16 protein-coding genes are annotated in these 18,526 nt (G+C 62.4%); 8 read left to right on the forward strand and 8 right to left on the reverse strand.

All coding sequences use genetic code 11. From position 1 onward, the window contains the following. Positions 1-8: 8 nt before the first annotated feature. The 5 genes from AB7951_RS18205 to AB7951_RS18225 all read right to left on the reverse strand — a co-directional run bounded on the left by AB7951_RS18205 (position 9) and on the right by AB7951_RS18225 (position 5,626). Positions 9-1,526 carry a tripartite tricarboxylate transporter permease gene (locus AB7951_RS18205; RefSeq protein WP_089267956.1) on the reverse strand — a complete coding sequence of 506 codons (1,518 nt, stop codon included), beginning with the start codon at positions 1,524-1,526 and terminating at the stop codon, positions 9-11. Positions 1,527-1,536: 10 nt separating this feature from the next. Beyond that, a complete protein-coding gene (locus tag AB7951_RS18210; RefSeq protein WP_441255997.1) occupies positions 1,537-2,079 on the reverse strand; it encodes a tripartite tricarboxylate transporter TctB family protein in 543 nt (180 codons plus the stop codon). Between the two features lie 239 nt (positions 2,080-2,318). After that, the gene (locus AB7951_RS18215; RefSeq protein ID WP_441255998.1) at positions 2,319-3,326 is read right to left on the reverse strand and encodes a tripartite tricarboxylate transporter substrate-binding protein; all 1,008 of its coding nucleotides are present in this window, start codon (positions 3,324-3,326) and stop codon (positions 2,319-2,321) included. 191 nt (positions 3,327-3,517) lie between these two features. Further along, a complete protein-coding gene (locus tag AB7951_RS18220; protein ID WP_441255999.1) occupies positions 3,518-4,315 on the reverse strand; it encodes an enoyl-CoA hydratase in 798 nt (265 codons plus the stop codon). 111 nt (positions 4,316-4,426) lie between these two features. After that, the gene (locus tag AB7951_RS18225; RefSeq protein ID WP_439061257.1) at positions 4,427-5,626 is read right to left on the reverse strand and encodes a pyridoxal-phosphate-dependent aminotransferase family protein; all 1,200 of its coding nucleotides are present in this window, start codon (positions 5,624-5,626) and stop codon (positions 4,427-4,429) included. Between the two features lie 232 nt (positions 5,627-5,858). Here AB7951_RS18225 and AB7951_RS18230 point away from each other — a divergent pair, with 232 nt between their 5' ends. The 7 genes from AB7951_RS18230 (at position 5,859) to AB7951_RS18260 (ending at position 14,751) form a co-directional block, all read left to right on the forward strand. Then, on the forward strand, positions 5,859-8,819 hold the full coding sequence (locus tag AB7951_RS18230) for an FAD-linked oxidase C-terminal domain-containing protein (RefSeq protein ID WP_441256000.1): 2,961 nt from the start codon (positions 5,859-5,861) through the stop codon (positions 8,817-8,819). 12 nt (positions 8,820-8,831) lie between these two features. After that, on the forward strand, positions 8,832-9,263 hold the full coding sequence (locus AB7951_RS18235; RefSeq protein WP_441256001.1) for a heme-binding protein: 432 nt from the start codon (positions 8,832-8,834) through the stop codon (positions 9,261-9,263). A 7-nt stretch (positions 9,264-9,270) separates the two neighbouring features. After that, a complete protein-coding gene (locus AB7951_RS18240; protein ID WP_320447580.1) occupies positions 9,271-10,236 on the forward strand; it encodes a metallophosphoesterase in 966 nt (321 codons plus the stop codon). Positions 10,237-10,364: 128 nt separating this feature from the next. Next, on the forward strand, positions 10,365-11,378 hold the full coding sequence (gene galE / locus AB7951_RS18245; RefSeq protein WP_441256002.1) for a UDP-glucose 4-epimerase GalE: 1,014 nt from the start codon (positions 10,365-10,367) through the stop codon (positions 11,376-11,378). A 97-nt stretch (positions 11,379-11,475) separates the two neighbouring features. Next, the gene (locus AB7951_RS18250; RefSeq protein WP_441256003.1) at positions 11,476-12,906 is read left to right on the forward strand and encodes a hypothetical protein; all 1,431 of its coding nucleotides are present in this window, start codon (positions 11,476-11,478) and stop codon (positions 12,904-12,906) included. A gap of 154 nt (positions 12,907-13,060) precedes the next feature. Further along, complete coding sequence (locus AB7951_RS18255) at positions 13,061-14,053, forward strand: glycosyltransferase family 2 protein (RefSeq protein WP_231077516.1); 993 nt, start codon at positions 13,061-13,063, stop codon at positions 14,051-14,053. 14 nt (positions 14,054-14,067) lie between these two features. Next, positions 14,068-14,751, forward strand: a complete 684-nt coding sequence (locus AB7951_RS18260) for a class I SAM-dependent methyltransferase (protein WP_320447576.1) — start codon at positions 14,068-14,070, stop codon at positions 14,749-14,751. Here the strand turns inward: AB7951_RS18260 and AB7951_RS18265 are convergent, their stop codons facing one another. The 3 genes from AB7951_RS18265 to AB7951_RS18275 form a co-directional block, all read right to left on the reverse strand. Next, on the reverse strand, positions 14,752-16,143 hold the full coding sequence (locus AB7951_RS18265; protein ID WP_231077518.1) for a hypothetical protein: 1,392 nt from the start codon (positions 16,141-16,143) through the stop codon (positions 14,752-14,754). It lies immediately after the preceding gene. A 156-nt stretch (positions 16,144-16,299) separates the two neighbouring features. After that, positions 16,300-17,079: an enoyl-CoA hydratase/isomerase family protein gene (locus AB7951_RS18270; RefSeq protein ID WP_439068919.1), complete on the reverse strand. Its 780-nt coding sequence runs from the start codon at positions 17,077-17,079 to the stop codon at positions 16,300-16,302. 45 nt (positions 17,080-17,124) lie between these two features. After that, positions 17,125-17,775 carry a glutathione S-transferase N-terminal domain-containing protein gene (locus AB7951_RS18275; protein WP_441256004.1) on the reverse strand — a complete coding sequence of 217 codons (651 nt, stop codon included), beginning with the start codon at positions 17,773-17,775 and terminating at the stop codon, positions 17,125-17,127. 126 nt (positions 17,776-17,901) lie between these two features. Between AB7951_RS18275 and AB7951_RS18280 the strand changes: the two genes are divergently transcribed. Further along, positions 17,902-18,216, forward strand: a complete 315-nt coding sequence (locus AB7951_RS18280) for a hypothetical protein (RefSeq protein WP_441256005.1) — start codon at positions 17,902-17,904, stop codon at positions 18,214-18,216. Positions 18,217-18,526 lie beyond the last annotated feature (310 nt).

Here is an 18,526-nt window from a genome sequence, read left to right on the forward strand (position 1 = left end):
AGCACGATTTACGTCGTCACCGGCGTCGGCCGCCAGATACGTGCAACGGCCGTAAAGGCACGATCGATCAGTGGCCAGAACAGCAGCGTAATCGCCAGCGTGGTGATGGTGCCGACGAGGCCATTGGACCAGAACACACCGACGCTGCCACCAGAACCGATCATGGCGAGACGGAACGCATCCTCGGCTCGGCTGCCGAGCACCAGCGCCAGCGTGAATGGCGCCAGCGGAATGCCGATCTTCTTGAAGACATAGCCGACCACGCCGAAGCCGAGCATCAGCCAGATGTCGAACATCGCATTCTGGATCGCATAGGCACCGATGGCGCAGGATACCACGATCATTGGCGCCACAGCGGCGAACGGCACGCGTAGGATCGAGGCGAAGACCGGAACGGTCGTCAGCACGATGACGAGGCCGACCACATTGCCGAGATACATCGAGGCAATCAGGCCCCAGACGAAATCCTTGTGCTCGACGAACAGCAGCGGGCCTGGGTTGAGGCCCCACACCATCAGGCCGCCGAGCAGGATCGCCGCAGTGCCGGAACCTGGTATGCCGAGCGCCAGCATCGGCAGCAGCGCCGCGGTGCCTGACGCGTGCGCAGCGGTCTCCGGTGCGAACACGCCTTCGATGCGGCCCTTGCCGAAGCTTTCGGGATCCTTGGAGAAGCGCTTGGCGAGGTTGTAGCCCATGAAGGACGCTGCGATGGCGCCGCCCGGCGTGATGCCAAGCCAACAGCCGATCACGGATGAACGCAGCAGCGTCACCCAGTATTTCGGCAGATCCATCCAGACCTTCAGCACCGTGCGCAGGCTGATCTTGGCGGCGTGTCCGCGCAGTGCGAGGCGTTCTTCCATGGTCAGCAGGATTTCGCTGATGCCGAACAGGCCGATCACCGCGACGAGGAAGTTGATGCCGCGCAGGAGATTGTCCGAGCCGAAGGTCATGCGCAGATTGCCCGACACCGTGTCCATGCCGATGCCGGCGATCAGCAGTCCCAGCGCCATCGAGATGACGGTCTTGTGCTTGGCCTCGCGGCCGAGACCGACGAAAGAGCAGAAGGTCAGAAGATAGACCGCAAAGAATTCCGGCGGGCCGAATTTCAGCGCGAAGGATGAGATCATCGGCGCCAGGAATGTGATCAGCATCACCGCCACCAGCGACCCGATGAAGGACGAGGTAAACGCCGCCGTCAGCGCTTCCGCAGCTTTGCCCTGCTGCGCCATCGGATAGCCATCGAAGGTCGTGGCCACCGACCACGCCTCGCCGGGGATATTGAACAGGATCGAGGTGATGGCGCCGCCGAACAGCGCCCCCCAATAGATGCAGGACAGCATCACGATGGCCGAGGTCGGATCCATGGTGAAGGTCAGCGGCAGCAGAATGGCGACGCCATTGGGGCCGCCGAGGCCCGGCAGCACGCCGACGAAGATGCCGAGCACGAGACCGACGACCATCAACGAGATGATCTTCCAGGTCATCAGCACGGCGAAGCCGTGCATCAACAATCCAAAGGCTTCCATAGTTAAAGTCCTAGCGACCGAGAGCCGATTCGATCGGCCCCTTCGGCATGATGACGTCGAAGGCGACATCGAAGGTGACGAACATGATCGCGGTGAACACGAAGGCGGTGAGCAGCGACTTCCACAACGCGATCTTGCCGACCATGCGCATGAAGCCGGCGATCAGCACGAAACTCGCGACATAGATGCCGAGAAACTGCGTGGCGAGACAAAACAGTGCGGTGGGAATGAACACCAGCGCCACGCGCCGCAATTGTGCGCGGGTGACGAAAGTGTCGGAACCGCCATTGCGGGCGAAGAACGTCGTGATCAGCCCGTAAAGGCTGGCGCCGCCGAGAATGACCGAGAGATAGAACGGGAAGTAGCCGGGCTGAGGCCCGGTGGAATCCCAGGCGATGCCGGTGCGCCAGTTGTCAAAGCCAAGTACGATGGCCAGTGCCAGCAGGACCAGCGAGACGATGATCTCGACGGTGCGCGTGCTGACGACGGAGGGCGAGTCGTCCTCCGGAGCGGTCGGATCTTCGACGATGATTTCGAGGTCGGTGTTGGACATTGGGTCTCGCAGATGGGAGCTAGCGGAATGATGTGGTGCTAACCTCTCCCCGCTCCCGTGCACAGCGGAGCTGTGCTAGGCGGGGAGAGGTCGAAGCCTGAGCGAAGCGACGGCTTCGGGTGAGGGACGAGGCACGAACGCAAAGCAAATCGCCGAGCCTGCGGATCGAAGAGCCCCTCACCCCACCCCTCTCCCCGCAAGGGCGGGGCGAGGGAGAAGAGACGTCGCTTCGCAGTTACTTACTTCGCCACGAATCCCGCTTCGGTCATCAGCGACTTGTTGAGCGCATCGTCCTCTTCGAGGAACTTGAGCATCTCCGGCCCCTTCAGGAAGATTGGCTTCAGCGCCTGCTTCTCCATGTAGTCCTTGTATTCGGCCGTCTTGGTCACCTTCTCGAACAGGTCGACATAGAAAGCCTGCTGCTCGGGCGTCACCTTGCCGGGCAGGAACATGGCGCGCAGCATCAGGTACTGCACGTCGAGGCCCTCTTCCTTGCAGGTCGGGATGTCGTTCCACGACTGCGTCTCGGTGACCTTGGTCTTGTAGGAGATGCGTTCCTTGTCGAACACGCAGAGCGCACGCACCTGACCGGCGCGCCAGACTTCAAGATTCTCGCTGGGGTTATTGACGTTGGCTTCGGTGTGATTGCCGACCAACTGCGTCGCCGCCTCGCCGCCCGACTTGTAGGGCAGATAGGAAAACTTGGCGCCGGTCTGCTTTTCCATGAACACCGTCAGCACGTGGTCTTCACGCTTGGATCCGGTGCCGCCCATCTTGAACGGCGACGATGCAGCCTTGGCCGCCGCGATGAATTCCTTCACCGTCTTGGCGCCACCCACATTGTCCCACAGCACGAACTGGTCCATCGCGACGACGGACACCGGTGTGAGGTCGCGCCAGTTGAACGGAATCTTGGCCGACAGCGGCAGCATGTAGATCAGCGAATAGGCGATCAACACCTTGTTGGCGTCGCCGTCGCTGGATTTCATGTAGATCAGCGCTTCGGCGCCGGATGCGCCACCCTTGAGCGACACCACCACCGGCGCCTTCATCAAATTGTTCTTCTGGATGGCAGCCTGCATCATGCGCGCCATCTGGTCGGAGGCGCCGCCGGCGCCCGCTGCAACGACGATCTCGACGGGCTTCGTGGGCTCCCAGGCCATGGCCGGCGATGTGGCCGATGAGAGGATGGGCGCGCTGGCGAGCACGGCTGCAAGCGCAGCTGTGGCCCTGATCGACTTGGACATTGGTTTCTTCCCTGTAGAGGCCGGCGGACATTGGATGCCCGCCATTTTTCATTGGTTCTATTGTGCGGGGTATTGACCGTGACTTCAAGCATGTCCCGCGCATGCGAAGGCCGACTTTGGTCAGGGACCGGCCCCCTGTTCGGCTGCCGGGCGGCGGAATGAGGTGATTGCCCGAGACCGCCGCCTGCCCGTTATGTGCCCTGCCAGTTCGGCTTGCGCTTGTTCAGGAAGGCATCCATGCCCTCGCGGAAATCCTCGCTCATATAGGCCTTGAGCACGAGATCCTTGCCCTCCTCGCGGGTCAGGGTCGGGCGCAGGCGGCGCACGGCTTCCTTGGTCACTTCGAGGGTGATCGGGGCATGGCTGGCCACCAGTTGCGCGAGTTCCAGCGCGCGGCGCTGCAGCGTATCGACATCGGGCACAATCTCGTTGATCAGGCCCAGCGCCAGCGCCTCGTCGGCCTCGATGAGGCGGGCGGTGAAGATCATGTCCTTGGTGCGGGCCGGTCCGACCAGCGCCATCACACGGCTGATATTGGACATCGACAGGCAGTTGCCGAGGGTGCGGGCAATCGGGAAGCCCATGCGCGTGGCAGCCGTACCTATGCGCAGGTCGCAGCAGGCGGCAATGCCGGCGCCGCCCCCGGTGCAGGCACCGGCGATCGCGGCGATGGTCGGCACCCGGCAGGTCTCCAGCGCAGTGAGCACACGGTCGATCCGCGCCTCGTAATCGAGCGCGTCCTGCGCCGTCTTGAATTCGCGGAATTGCGAAATATCGGTGCCCGAGGCGAAGGCCTTGTCGCCGGCGCCGGTCAGGATGATCGCCTTGATCGAGCGGTCCTCATTGGCCGCCTGGCAGATCTCCGCCATCCGCTCATACATCGAGAACAGCATGGCATTACGCGCCTGCGGACGGTTGAAGGTGATCTTGGCGATCCCGTTCTCGACGGAATACAGCAGGTCTTCAGTGGCGGGCGTTGGTGCGTTCATGTGATTCGTCCTCTGGTGCAGCATTCCGCCGCAACATGTTGAAAAGGCTGGAGCGATTATGCTCCAGCCTCCAGTAGATTGTTAGGCCTCAAAGACGGGATTTCGTGGCCTTTAAGCCACCGCGGCCTTGGTCATCGGCACCACGCTTTTGCCGGTCAGCACATCCATCGCTGCCATCACGCCGCCGGCGCGGTGCGGGACCTTGGCGAGTTCGAGACCCATCTCGACGCCGGCCAGTGTGCCCATCAGCATCAGGTCGTTGAAGTGCCCGATATGGCCGATGCGGAAGATCTTGCCCTTCCACTTGTTGAGGCCGGTGCCGAGTGACATGTCGAAATTGTCCAGCACCACCTTGCGGAACTTGTCGGCGTCATGCCCTTCCGGCATCAGCACGGCGGTCAGTGCCGGCGAGTGATCATGCGACTCGATGGAGACGGTCTCGAGGCCCCAGGCCTTGACGGCGGCGCGGGCGGCGGCGCCATGGCGCTTGTGGCGCGCGAACACGTTATCGAGCCCCTCCTCCTCCAGCATCGCCACGCCTTCCTTCAGCGCATAGAGCAGGTTGGTCGCGGGCGTATAGGGCCAGGAGCCGAGCTTGTTGGCGGTGATGATCTCTTCCCAATCCCAATAGGACCGGAAGGAGTTGTTGGTCTTGGAGGCGGCAAGCGCCTTGTCGGACACGGCGTTGAAGCCGAGGCCCGGCGGCAGCATCAGGCCCTTCTGCGAACCGGCGACGGAGACGTCGATGCCCCAGGCGTCATGTTCGTATTCGAGCGAGCCGAGACCCGAGACGGTGTCGACCATCAGCAGCGCCGGGTGCTTCACGCGGTCCATGATCTTGCGGACATCCTGCGGATGGGTGACGCAACCGGTCGAAGTCTCGTTATGGACGATCATCACGGCCTTGATCGCATGCGACTTGTCGGCGGCGAGACGCTTCTCGATCTCGGCGAGATCGGCGCCGTGGCGCCAGTCGCCCGGCACGAAGTCGATATCGAGCTTGAACTTCTCGGCGAGGCCCCGCCACAGCGTGGCGAACTGGCCGGTCTCGGCCATCAGCACCTTGTCGCCTGGCGACAGCGTATTGACGATGGCGGCTTCCCAGGCGCCGGTGCCCGAGGACGGATAGATCATGACCGGCTGCTTGGTCCGGAATACACGCTGCATCGCAGCAATGACGTGGAGGCCCAGCTCGGCGAATTCGGGACCGCGATGGTCCAGCGTGGGCATATCCATCGCCCGCAGCACCCGGTCGGGTACGTTGGTCGGGCCAGGAATCTGCAGGAAATGCCTTCCGGTGTGCACGGTCATGTCTCGTCCTTCCCAGGGAGTCCATTTTTATTGAAACGCCCGGATAGCACCTTTCAAACGGCTTGTCCCGCGTCTGGTATACCAGAGCGCCGAAGAAAAACGTGGGGCAGCCATGAGGATTTCTTATCCCTCCCGTATCTCCTTGTTGCCATTGCCGGAGCGCGGCACCTCCGGGTTGCCAAGCCGGAATCCGGATGCAAGACAGGACGATAGAGGGACAAGGCGGGAATCCATGACGAAGGCGGCAATCATTCGGAGCACGGCGGCAGACAGCGCGCTGGCCGCAAAGCTCGCGCGTGAAGTCTCCGGCGATGTGTTCTTCGACCCATTCAATCGCGGCCGTTATGCCACCGATGCCTCGTTCTACCAGATCGTACCGTTCGGTGTGGTCGTGCCGCGCACCATCAACGAGGCGCTGCGCGCGCTGGCGATCTGCCGGGACGATGGCCGCATCGTTACGCCGCGCGGCGGCGGCACCTCGCAATGTGGACAGACCGTCAATGACGGCATCGTCATTGACCTCTCCAAACATCTCAACAAGCTCATCTCGCTCGACGTCGAGAACCGCACTTGCATCGTCGAGCCCGGCATCGTGCTGGACGATCTCAACCGGCAGCTCAAGAAACACGGGCTGTGGTTTCCAGTGGATGTCTCCACCGCATCACGCGCCACCATCGGCGGCATGGCCGGCAACAATTCATGCGGCGGTCGCTCGCTGCGCTACGGCACCATGCGCGACAACACGATCGCGATGGATGCCGCACTGGCCGATGGCAACCTGCTGCATTTCGGCGAAGTAAATTCCGGGGACGATGCGCCTGCCCTGTTTCGCGACATGCTGGCGCTCGGTGAGCGCGAAGCGACCGAAATCGCGGAGCGTTTCCCGCAGGTGCAGCGCCGTGTCGGCGGCTACAATCTCGATGCGCTGACGCCGCGCAACACCGCCAACAATATGGCGCACCTCCTCGTGGGCTCCGAAGGCACCCTCGCCTTCACCACACAGGTCGAACTCAAGCTGTGGCCGCTCATCGGCAGCAAGGCGCTCGGCGTCTGTCACTTCGGCAGCTTCTATGAAGCGATGGATGCGACCCAGCATCTGGTCAAGCTCAAGCCCATCGCCGTCGAACTCGTCGACCGCACCATGATCGCGCTCGGCCGCGACATCGCGATGTTCCAGCCGATCATCAAGAGCGCCGTGCGCGGCGATCCCGATGCGCTCCTGATCGTGGAGTTCGCCGAAGCGGATCAGGCCGCCAAGCTGAAAGAGCTGGGCGCATTGATGGGCGATCTCGGCTTTGGCTGGAACAACCCGCCGCGCAAATGGGGCGGCGTCGTCGATGTCACCGAGCCTGCTCTGCAGTCGGGCATCGCCGAGTTTCGTGCCGCCGGCCTCAATGTCATGATGTCGATGAAGCAGGACGGCAAGCCGGTCTCCTTCATCGAGGACTGCGCGGTGCCGCTGCCGCATCTCGCTGATTACACCGACCGCCTGTCCGCGATCTTCAGGAAGCACGACACCACCGGCACCATGTATGCACACGCCTCGGAAGGCTGCCTGCATGTCCGCCCGGTGCTGAACCTGAAGCTCGACAAGGACGTCAAGGCAATGCGCGCCATCGCCGAAGAAGCCTTCGCGATGGTCAGGGAATACAAGGGCTCGCACTCCGGCGAGCACGGCGACGGACTCGTGCGCTCGGAATTCCACGCTGAAATGTTCGGCGAGCGCATCATCAGCGACTTTGCCGAAGTGAAGCATCGCTTCGATCCGCAGAATATTCTCAATCCCGGCAAGATCGTCGATCCGCCCAAGATGGACGATCGTTCGCTGTTTCGTTACACGCCGGACTATCGCGTCGGCGAATTGAAGACCGCGCTCGACTGGTCCGCATGGCCCGGCGCCGGCGGCGGTTTTCAGGGCGCCATCGAGATGTGCAACAACAACGGCACATGCCGGAAGTTAGAAGGCGGCGTGATGTGCCCGTCCTATCGCGCGACGCGCGATGAGAAGGATGTCACCCGCGGCCGCGCCAACACGCTGCGGCTGGCAATCTCCGGCCAACTTGGCCCGGATGCGCTGACGTCGGATGCCATGGCCGACACGATGAAACTTTGCGTGTCGTGCAAGGCCTGCCGCCATGAATGCCCGACCGGCGTCGATATGGCCAAGATGAAGATCGAGGTTCTGTCCGCACGCGTCGCGAAACATGGTCTCACCCTGCGCGATCGCCTCGTCGGCTATCTGCCGCGCTATGCCGCTTTGGCCGCGCATGCCGCGCCGCTGGCGAATTTGCGCAACAAGAGCCCGCTGCTGCGCAACCTGCTGGAACGCTATGCGGGTATCAGCGCCAAGCGCAGCCTGCCGGAATGGCGCAGCGACGTGTTTCACAGCGACGCCCAAGCCGTCGGTCCCATCGATGGCCGCGAGGTCGTGCTGTTCGCCGACACCTTCAACCGCGCCTATGAGCGCGAGAACCTCGACGATGCATTGCGCGTGCTCACCGCCGGTGGCTACCGCGTGCATCTGCCGAAGCCAGTGGATCGCAGCAGTCGTGCCTTGTGCTGCGGCCGTACGTTCCTCTCGGCGGGCCTTGTCGATCAAGCGCGCGCCGAACTAGACCGCCTCGTCGCCACCTATGCGCCCTTCGCGGCCCGCGGCGTCCCCATCGTCGGGCTGGAGCCGAGTTGCCTGCTGACGCTACGTGATGAATTGCTGTCGCTACGTTCCGACGATACGGCCAGGAGCGTCAGCGCGCACGCCATGCTGTTCGAGGAATTCCTGGTCCGCGAGGCCGAGGCCGGCCGGCTGCAACTGCCGCTGAAGCCGATCGCGCCGAAGGCGATGGTTCACGGCCACTGCCATCAAAAGTCATTCGGTGCGTTCAAACCGGTCGAACAGGCCTTGCGCCTGATCCCTGATCTGAAGGTCGAGACCATCGAATCCAGTTGCTGCGGCATGGCGGGCGCGTTCGGCTATGGTGCCGACACCTATGACGTCTCGATCCAGATGGCCGAAGCGTCCTTGCTACCCGCCGTGCGCAAGGCCGACGCCGATACGCTGATCGTCGCCGACGGCACATCCTGCCGGCATCAGATCGCTGACGGCGCCTCGCGCCATGCGCTGCATGTCGCGCGCGTGCTCGCGATGAGCCTCGACGGCGCTGCAACAAACGTCCATTCTTCCACGCTCAACTAGGAAACAACCGACATGGCCGACCTCACCCTCGACGTAGCCCGCAAGATTCTCGACGCCTCGCTCGCCAAGGTGATCGAGATGAAGTTCAAGCCGATGGTCATCACCGTGCTCGACGCCCGCGGCTGCGTAAAGACCACCATCGCGCAGGATGGCACCAGCCTGATGCGCGGCGAAGTCGCCCACGGAAAAGCCTATGGCGCATTGGCCATGGGGCTCGGCTCGAGGGCTTTGCTCAAGCGTGCCGAGGAACAGCCGTTCTTCATCGATGCCGTGAATACCATGGCGCGCGGCGCGCTGATCCCGGTGCCGGGCGGCGTTCTCATTCATGACGCATCGGGCAGCCTGCTCGGTGCCATCGGCATCTCCGGCGACACATCGGACAATGACGAGATCGCAGCCGTCGCGGGCATCGAGGCGGCCGGCCTCAAGGCCTCGACCGGCTAGATCGACGTTGACTCAGCCACCGCATCCCCCGATCGACGACAGCGCGCTGCGCCCGCTGATCGACCGTATCGGGGATGCGCATGTGAAGGCACGGTTGGAGATCGAGACCCATCGCGATCACCAGCTGTTCGGCCAGGGCCGCTTGTTCTTCAATCTGGAGAACTGGCTCACCGCACCACCGATCGTCCGCACCGTGCTGCAACTCGCCGGCCTCTATGGCCGCGCCCGCCGCGAGGCCAACCGCGTGTTGGTGCGCGAGAATATCGTCGCCTCACCGCGCCTGCCCGCTGCGTTCGACGGCTTCACGATCCTGCATATCAGCGATCTCCACGTCGATCTCAGCGAGGCTGCGCTGCGCCACCTGATCTCCTTCGTCGGCGATCTTGATTACGACATCTGTGTGCTGACGGGCGACTATCGCGGCAAAACCTATGGGCCATATCAGCGCGCCACCGAAGGTGTCGGTGAACTTCGCACGAGGCTGCGCGATCCCGTCTATGGCGTTCTCGGCAATCACGACAGCATCCGCATGACGCCGGCGCTGGAAGCCATGGGCATCCGCATGATGTTCAACGAATGCGAGACGATCGCTCGCGGCGACGAGAGGATCTATCTCGCCGGTGTCGACGATCCGCATTTCTACCTTGCCGACGACATCCCGAAGGTCGCGTCGCAAATTCCGAAGGACGCCTTCTCGATCCTGCTATCGCACACGCCGGAGACCTATGCCGAGGCGGCCGAGCACGATTTCGATCTGATGTTGAGCGGCCACACCCATGGCGGCCAGCTCTGCCTGCCCGGCGGCTACGCCATCAAGCTGGAAGCTGTGCTGCCGCGCCATATGGGCAACGGCGCGTGGCGCCATGAAGGCATGGCCGGCTATACGTCCGTCGGCGTCGGCACCAGTCTGCTCCCGGTGCGGCTGAATTGCCCTCCGGAAGTGACGCTGCACCGGCTGAAACGCACCGGCTAGTTGATAGATACGATTTACTAACCAAAGCCGCTGTCGGCCGCCACCTGTCACCACGAGCTGCCGTTTATTAAGCTGACAGGGCTAGTGTCAATGGTCGCCCGACGGCTTCCAGGCAGGACCATTCCGACATGACGGTGATGATTACAGGCGGTGCTGGGTTTATAGGTTCGCATATCTGCGTGGAGCTGATCCATGCCGGCCGCAACGTCGTCGTCTATGACAATTTCTGCAACAGCCATCCCGAAGTCATCAACCGCATCCGGCGGATCACCGGCACCGCTCCCGAAGTGGTCAAGGGCGACGTGCGCGACGTCGAAGCGCTGATATCGGCACTGTCGGCGCATGGCTGCAGCGCTGTCATTCACCTTGCCGGACTAAAGTCGGTTGCGGATTCCGTCAGCAAGTCGGCTGAGTATTACGATTGCAACGTGGTCGGCACGCTGAGGCTGGCGCAGGCCATGCAGCAGACCGGCGTGCGCAATATCGTGTTCTCGTCGTCGGCGACCGTCTATGGCGAGCCGGACGTACTGCCCTTGCGGGAGGACCACAAGCTCGCACCATTCAGCCCCTATGGCCGCACCAAATTGCAGGCCGAGGAATTGCTGATCGACATTGCGCATTCCCTAGCCCCGTTGAACGTGGCAATTCTCCGCTATTTCAATCCGGTCGGCAGCCACGAAAGCGGGCTGATCGGAGAAGACCCCAATGGCGCTCCGAATAATCTGATGCCCTATATTTCGCGCGTCGCTATTGGACGACTGCCCGTGCTCAATGTCTATGGCAACGATTACCCGACATCGGACGGCACCGGCATACGTGACTATGTCCATGTGGTCGATCTGGCCGCCGGCCATGTCGCCGCCCTCGACCATGTCCACAAGCAGAAGGTCCTCAAGGTCAATCTGGGAACCGGACGAGGCACAAGCGTGCTGGAGCTCGTCGACGCCTATACAGCTGTGAGCGGCAGGACGATTCCTTTTGCCTTCGCACCACGACGGGCCGGCGACATCGCCAGCTACTATGCGAGCGGCGACTTTGCCGAAGCAATGCTGGGATGGCGTGCCCGGCGCGATATTTCGGACATGTGCCGCGATGCCTGGAACTGGCAGCAGAAAAATCCCAATGGCTATCTCGACCAGTAATCCCGCTCCGGCCAACATGCGGTCCGCGGGAATAATCGTTTTTGTATTGCTTGCGGGCGCATCGCTTCTCCCGACTGTGCTGACTCCGATTCCGGCGATGGTCGATTATGTCAACCACCTCGCCCGCATGTATCTTCTGGCCCAAAATGGGCAGCCCGGCGCCAACCCGTATTACGAGGTGCACTGGGCGCTGTATCCGAATCTCGGCATGGATCTGCTCGTCCCGCAGATCGCACGATGGGTCGGCGTCGAGAACGCAACCCGGCTGTTTTTGCTCTGCAGTCAGTTACTGATCATTAGCGGGGCGCTCGCGCTGGAGCGGGTTGCAAAGGGCCGTGTTCAGATCGGCGGCTTTGCTGCGCTTCTGTTCGTCTATTGCCTGCCCTTCAGCTGGGGGTTTCTGAATTTCGAATTCGGCCTGGGTATCTCGCTCTGGGGCATCGCCGCCTATCTGGCGGTGATCGAGCGTGCTCCGCTGATACGGCTCGTCGTCAATGCCTGTTTCGTCCCGGCACTTTTCGCGGTCCACTTCTTTTCGCTCGGCATCTATGGCGCAGCCATCGGTCTGTATGAACTTTGGCGCGCCCATCAGCGGAAGGTGCCCTATCGCGCGATTCTGTTGCGCCTCGTCCTTCTCGCACTGCCTGTGGTGCTCTTGCTGATCATGATGCGCGCGACCTCCGGATCGGTCGGCAGTGACGGCACGGAGTGGCTGCTTCAGTACAAGCCAGTTTGGGTATTCCGTATCCTCAATGGCTATAACATGACGGTCTCCGCCATCAGCGTTCTGGTCCTGCTGGTATCGCTGTATCTGGCGTTCAAATGCGAGGTTCTGAAGATCGAACCGGTCGGCATCTGGCTTGTTGCCGGCTTTTCGTTTCTCTATCTCGTCATCCCTTCGAAGCTTCTCGGCACGTCATTTGCCGACCTCCGGATTATCCCTGCCGCGGCGATCATCGTTGCGGCCTTTTGCTCACTATCCCTGCCGGACCGGCGATGGCTCGCTGCCGCCTTGCTGGTGGTCAGCGGCGTCATCCTCGCCAATCTCGCAACCGTCTTTGCCGTCTGGCTCTCCTATCGCGCCGACTATGCGGCGCTGATCGCTTCGTTCCAGAAGCTTGATCGCGGTGCACTGGTTCTTGTCGGGACAAGCGGCAATGGCGATGACCCGCCGTTCAACGACCTGACAGAATATCCGATGGCCTATGCCCCGACCCTGGCCGTGCATTACGCCAATGCGTTCGTCCCCAACGTGTTCACCGAGACCGGCAAGCAGCCGCTTCGCCCCAGTGCCACCGTGCAACGTCTTGCCATTCCTTATGGCGGGCCCGTGCCGATGCGGTTGCTCAGTGCAATCGCCACCGGCAACGCGCCTGACGGCGCGCCGTCCTTCATCCAGACCTGGCACAGGGACTTCGACTATCTCTATGTGCTCGGTCCCGCTGCGGCGCCCCCGCTGCCCGACAGATTGCAAGAGGTGGACAGGTCTGCACGATTTGTCCTGTACAAGATTGACAGACGGCCATAGCCGAGCGAACCGCCACGCGGTCTGGTTCGCACCTGGGCCTGCCTCATGGAACCGCGCAAAGGCGGCCCAAGGCGCCTGATTTCAAGGCTCTTTGCAAGGCCGCCTTAACCATCAGGGCCTAGGATCCCGCCATTCAGCAGGGCGGAACTCCAAAATGGCGATTGATGGCGGGCGGATCATCTACAGCATCGTCGTGCCGGTCTATAACGAGGAGGCCGTGCTGCCTGTGTTGGTCCGCCGGCTGGGACTGCTGCTCGACCGCCTCGACGCGCCCGCGGAAGCCATCTTCGTGGACGACGGCAGCTGCGACACCAGCCCCATCGTGCTGCAGGCACTCGCCAAGAGTGATCCACGCTTCCGTTACATCGGCCTGTCGCGCAATTTCGGCCACCAGGTGGCCATCACGGCCGGCATGGACGCCGCGCAAGGCGACGCGATCGTCGTCATGGACGCGGATTTGCAGGACCCGCCTGAAGTCGTCGAACAACTGATCGCCAAGTGGCGCGAAGGCAATGACGTGGTCTATGCGCGCCGCCTGTCCCGCGCGGGTGAAAGCGCGTTCAAGCGCGCCACCGCCCATGTGTTCTATCGGGTGCTTGGCCGTATGACCTCGGTTCGTATCCCGGCAGACGTCGGCGATTTCCGACTGATCGACCGCAAGGTGCTGGACGCGTTGCGCCAGATGCCGGAGCGCGATCGCTTCGTGCGCGGCATGATCGCCTGGCTCGGCTTCCGGCAGGCCGAAGTGAGCTTCCATCGCCTCGAACGCGCCGCCGGCGAAACCAAGTATCCGCTGTTCAAGATGGCACGGCTTGCCATGTCCGCTGCGCTGGGCTTTTCCGACGCGCCGCTGCGGCTGGCGATCTGGTGCGGTCTCGTGGTGTCGAGCCTGGCTCTGCTGTATGGCGGCTGGGTGTTGCTGCTGTGGATGACGAACGACCCGCATCTGGTCGCCGGCTGGTCGTCGATCATCGTTATCGTGTCGCTACTCTGCGGGTTGAACATGCTGATGACCGGCATCGTCGGCCTTTATGTCGGGCGCATTCACGCAGAAGCGAAACATCGTCCACTTTATGTCGTGCAAAACCGCGTCGGTTTCGACCGCGATCAAAGCGAAGCATCTTACCGCACCTCGCGCAGCGCCTGACGGAGCGGATTGTCATGAGCCAGCTGTTCGACAGCTACCGCAGCAACTACCGCGACGTCGTTCAATCCTCGATCGACTTTTCCGGCCTGCCGCATAGCTTCTTCATGCGCGCCAAGGCTGATCTATTGCGCGAATTGATCGCAGCGCGGCTTCAATCAAAAAAGCCTGACATGCTCGATGTCGGCTGCGGCGTTGGCAGCTTCCATCCACTGCTGCGCGGCATGGTCGGTCAACTCAGCGGCATAGACGTATCCTCCGCCAGTATTGCGCAGGCACAGGTCGACAACCCCGACGTCGACTACCGGGCCTTCGACGGCAACGTCTTTCCGTTCGCCGATGCCAGCTTCGATCTGGTCACCACGATCTGCGTCATGCATCACGTCCCGCCCGCGGAATGGGCGGGTTTCATGCGTGAGATGCGGCGCGTTGTGCGGCCAGGAGGGCTGGTCTGTGTCATCGAACACAACCCGTTCAATCCGCTGACCCGTTTTGCTGTCGCGCGCTGTGAGTTCGATCGCGACGCGGTATTGCTCGGCGCGGGCAAGACGCAAAAGATCATGGCGGGCGCCGGCCTCCGCGACATCGCTTCGCATCATTTCCTGCTACTGCCGTGGGAAGCGAAAGCCGCGCGGCGTGTCGAAAACGCCTTCAGCGGCCTGCCGCTTGGCGCACAATACGCCACTTTCGCCACTGCTTAATTACTTCGCCGTTGCATTCTGCCGCTTGTGGACCACCGCGACGTCGTCGCCATAGACGCGCTTCCAGTCTGGCAGCCGATCGAGCAACGCCACCGCCGGAGTTTCCGGCTCCAGCAGCGTGGCATCTATTTTGTAATCGTCGAGCAGCTTCAGAAAATCATTCAGGTCCGCCAGCGAGAGGCCGCTGTTGTAGCGATGAAGAAAGCGACCGCCATAGAGTTCACCGCGACCATCGATGAAAGTGGGAATTCCCGCGAAGATCAGATAGCCGCCAAACGAATAATCGTTGAGCACGCGGTTCGCCGCGGTCAGACCGGCGCTGGCCACCGCTGCCTGCGGCGTATTTCGCGCGGCGGGGCGAACGTCGCGCGCCGAAGCGATTACGGTCGCCAGGATCATGACACCGACGGCACCGACCTGCAGCGTCCGACCTGAGCCGACCTCATTGGATGCGGCCCAGCTGCGAAACTGCCGCGCGATCGGCGCGGCAAGATAGAGCGGCGCCAGCATGGCAAGCAGATCGACGTTGCGCACCTGCGCCAAAGCAAAATGCAACAGGCCGATTAAGACCAGCGCCCGCACCATGGGAAGCGTCACGCCGCGCGACAGCGCAAAGATTCCCCCCAGCAGCAGGATCTCAAAGATCCCGATGCGGCCGAAATTCTGTGGCCGCCATTCGCCGATCCAGTTGAGCGCATCGCCAAGACCGAGCGTCGTCAGCGGCATCAACAGCGTGCCGGGCCCGTAAGGGGTCAGGCAGGATGCGGCAACAGCGAGAGCCGTGAAAGCGAGCCAATGGAGCACTTCGCGAGGCCGCTCGCGAAGCTTGTTTCGTATGAGGACTTCGAGGATGGCGGGTCCGATCAACCCCAGTGCCAGGATGACGCTGCCGTGGAGATTGGCCCAAAGGACCAGCAGCGGTAACGCCCAGTAAGGCGGTCGTGCACGCGTATCCATGGCACGAACGAGCGCGGTCGCCCAGGTCATCATGACCGGAAGTGCCAATACATGCGGCCGCGCCAGCAGATGGGGCGCGAGAAGAACGACCACGGCTGTAACGATGATCAATACCGGCTTCGGCGCAAGTTCGCGCAGCAGGAACCGGGTCAGAATCCCGACGGAAAGCGCGATGGCCGCGGCAGCGAGCGCCACGACGCCTTGCCAGCCGGCAAACGTATAGACCGCCCCGTAAATGACCTCGGAGAGCCATTCGAAGGCAAGCCAATGACCGCCATGCATGGAAAAGGAGAACGAGTCGGTCGACGGAATGACGCCATTCGCCAGGATCCAGCGGCCGATCGCGATATGAGAATAGCTGTCCGGATCGTTCAGCAGCCGCGGCCCGAGCGCCAGCAGCAGGCCATAGACGCACGCGCTCACCAGCAAAGGCATCGTTGCCCGCACCGGGAACTGTTTGGCTGGGCTGCTGATGGCCTGGTCGCTCACGGGCTACGAGGGTACGGCGACACTGTTAATTCCACTTTAAGGCTGACGATGCGCCCGTGCGCCGGCTCGATGGTCTGTCGTGGCGCGCCACCGAGAGCCGCCCTATTTGCCTGGCCACACTGGCTTGCGCTTCTCGCCAAACGCCTTGAGGCCTTCTTTCGCATCCTCGGTCATCGACAGGATCGCGATCTGGCTTTCGGTATAGGCGATGCTCTCGTCGAACGACATCGCGGCGATGGCGCGCATCGCATATTTTCCGCGGCGGATCGCGGTCGGCGACTTGTCGGTGATGCGCGCGATCAGCCAGTCGACCTTGCTGTCGAGCTCGGCCGCCGGCACCACGTGATTCAGCAGGCCAGCGCCAAGCGCGGTCTGCGCGTCGAACGGCTCGCCGGTGATGCACCATTCGTTGACCAGGCGACGCGGCGCAATGGACTGCAGCAGCGCCAGCACCTGCATGGGAAACACGCCGACCTTCACCTCGGGCAAACCGAAGATCGCGTTGTCCGCGGCCACCGCCATGTCGGTCATGCAGAGCAAACCCATGCCACCGGCCATGCAGACGCCGTTAACGCGGGCGATGGCGGGTTTGGTGGCGTTTTGCGACAGCCGCATGAGATCGGCGAGATCGCCATTGGGCTTGGAGAAATCCATCGAGAAGGCCGCGCCGGCATTGGCGAGATCGGCGCCGGCGCAGAACGCCTTCTCGCCCGCGCCGGTCAGAACGATCACCCGTACGCCCGCATCCTCGTGGGCGGTGCGATAGCCGTTGGCGATGCCGGCGATGACATCGCCATTCATGGCATTGCGCTTCTCCGGCCGGTTGATGGTGATCCAGAGTGCGGCGCCCTTCTTCTCCAGGATTACGCTATCATCGGCCATCGGTCTGCTCGCTCGTTTTGAATATGGTTCGGTCGGTATAGCCGCTCAGAAGCGGCGCGCCATACCCAGCGCGTCGCCGGCGCGATTCTCGGACTCAACCGCACGCAGGTAGCCCTCGCGCTGCTGCAATCGCGCCCAATAGGCTGTGACACTCGGCCCGAATTGCGATGCAAGCCCGAGACGATTGGCCAGCAGCAGTGCATAGCCGACGGAAATGTCCGCCGCGGTGAAACGGCCGGCGCAGACATAGTCGTTGCCGGTGGTGATGGTCTCGATCATACGCAACCGTCCAAGAAAGAACTTCGAATAGTCCTCGACCACCTGCGGATGACGGCGCTCCTCCGGCTCGAGCTTCGAATAACGCAGCACCAACGCCTGCGGGAAGGTCAGCGTGGCCTCGCCGAAATGCAGCCAGTTCAGGAAGGCGCCGTAGTCCGGCTCGTCGATGCCGACGGCCAGCGGCGTCGGACCGTATTTGGTCACCAGATATTGCGCGATCGCCGCCGATTCCGTCATTCGGATCTCGCCATCGAGCATCAGCGGGATAGTGCCGAGCGGATTGATGCCGAGATATTCCTTGGCAAAGACACGCGGCGGGAACGGCAGCATCTTCAGCTCATAGGTTAGCCCGAGCTCTTCAAGCGTCCATAGCGGGCGGAACGAGCGCGCGCGGGCGCAGTGATAGAGCGTGATCATCGGGCGAGACCTCCAAGCAGGCACGGACTATCGCCGTGCTGCCAGCCAATGAGAAGTAGACGCGAGGCTTCGTCAAGTCTTGCCCTTCGCTACATGGTCTCTGCAAACCGGGCGAAGCCCTTCCCGATGGACGACACCCATCACCACGCGCACATCACCGAGGCCGATCACGACGGCTTCGCGCCTCGGTTGCAACTAATGCCGCCGCCGGCGCAGCTGACATTATTTCGCCTGACTGCGACGAACTCCTGGCCAGATCATCGTCTGCTGCGAAGGCTCGTCGGCCGGTCTGGCGCGATCCTCCGGGGGAAAAACGCTGCGTGGGCAAACCCGGCGAGCAGGCCGTCTTGGGCGATGTCTGCTCCCATTGTGCTGACCGGCAGCAGCAAACGCGTGATGAAGAAGCCTGAGATCACGAAGAAGATGTCGAGCGCGATATAGCCCACGCGTGACAGCTGATTGACGTACTAGATCGCGTTGTAGGCGCTGCGATCCCGCACCTGCGGGCAATGGGTGAACACCACCACCACCACGCCAATCCCCCCGAAAGCCGTCGAAAGCCGGAAATTTCTCCAGCCGCTTGGCGACGCCTGCATTCTCCGACATTGCGATCTCCCCGTTTGAACCGGGGATAGCAACGGCGCGAATAACGAGGGTGAAGGCGATTTACAGGCCTAGCACCTCAGGCGAAATGTTCGGGCTTAACGTGAATGTCCGTTTGCGCGGGAGTATTAGGGTCGACGCCGCCGCG

The sequence above is a fragment of the Tardiphaga sp. 285_C5_N1_2 genome (assembly GCF_052076065.1).
Taxonomy (GTDB): Bacteria; Pseudomonadota; Alphaproteobacteria; order Rhizobiales; family Xanthobacteraceae; genus Tardiphaga; species Tardiphaga robiniae.

What these genes read in the sequence shown, in the direction of transcription:
- AB7951_RS18205 (WP_089267956.1), bottom strand. Translation starts at nt 1,526, where the DNA reads ATGGAAGCCTTTGGATTGTTGATGCACGGCTTCGCCGTGCTGATGACC.
- AB7951_RS18210 (WP_441255997.1), bottom strand. Translation starts at nt 2,079, where the DNA reads ATGTCCAACACCGACCTCGAAATCATCGTCGAAGATCCGACCGCTCCG.
- AB7951_RS18215 (WP_441255998.1), bottom strand. Translation starts at nt 3,326, where the DNA reads ATGTCCAAGTCGATCAGGGCCACAGCTGCGCTTGCAGCCGTGCTCGCC.
- AB7951_RS18220 (WP_441255999.1), bottom strand. Translation starts at nt 4,315, where the DNA reads ATGAACGCACCAACGCCCGCCACTGAAGACCTGCTGTATTCCGTCGAG.
- AB7951_RS18225 (WP_439061257.1), bottom strand. Translation starts at nt 5,626, where the DNA reads ATGACCGTGCACACCGGAAGGCATTTCCTGCAGATTCCTGGCCCGACC.
- AB7951_RS18230 (WP_441256000.1), top strand. Translation starts at nt 5,859, where the DNA reads ATGACGAAGGCGGCAATCATTCGGAGCACGGCGGCAGACAGCGCGCTG.
- AB7951_RS18235 (WP_441256001.1), top strand. Translation starts at nt 8,832, where the DNA reads ATGGCCGACCTCACCCTCGACGTAGCCCGCAAGATTCTCGACGCCTCG.
- galE (WP_441256002.1), top strand. Translation starts at nt 10,365, where the DNA reads ATGACGGTGATGATTACAGGCGGTGCTGGGTTTATAGGTTCGCATATC.
- AB7951_RS18250 (WP_441256003.1), top strand. Translation starts at nt 11,476, where the DNA reads ATGGTCGATTATGTCAACCACCTCGCCCGCATGTATCTTCTGGCCCAA.
- AB7951_RS18255 (WP_231077516.1), top strand. Translation starts at nt 13,061, where the DNA reads ATGGCGATTGATGGCGGGCGGATCATCTACAGCATCGTCGTGCCGGTC.
- AB7951_RS18260 (WP_320447576.1), top strand. Translation starts at nt 14,068, where the DNA reads ATGAGCCAGCTGTTCGACAGCTACCGCAGCAACTACCGCGACGTCGTT.
- AB7951_RS18265 (WP_231077518.1), bottom strand. Translation starts at nt 16,143, where the DNA reads ATGCCTTTGCTGGTGAGCGCGTGCGTCTATGGCCTGCTGCTGGCGCTC.
- AB7951_RS18270 (WP_439068919.1), bottom strand. Translation starts at nt 17,079, where the DNA reads ATGGCCGATGATAGCGTAATCCTGGAGAAGAAGGGCGCCGCACTCTGG.
- AB7951_RS18275 (WP_441256004.1), bottom strand. Translation starts at nt 17,775, where the DNA reads ATGATCACGCTCTATCACTGCGCCCGCGCGCGCTCGTTCCGCCCGCTA.
- AB7951_RS18280 (WP_441256005.1), top strand. Translation starts at nt 17,902, where the DNA reads ATGGACGACACCCATCACCACGCGCACATCACCGAGGCCGATCACGAC.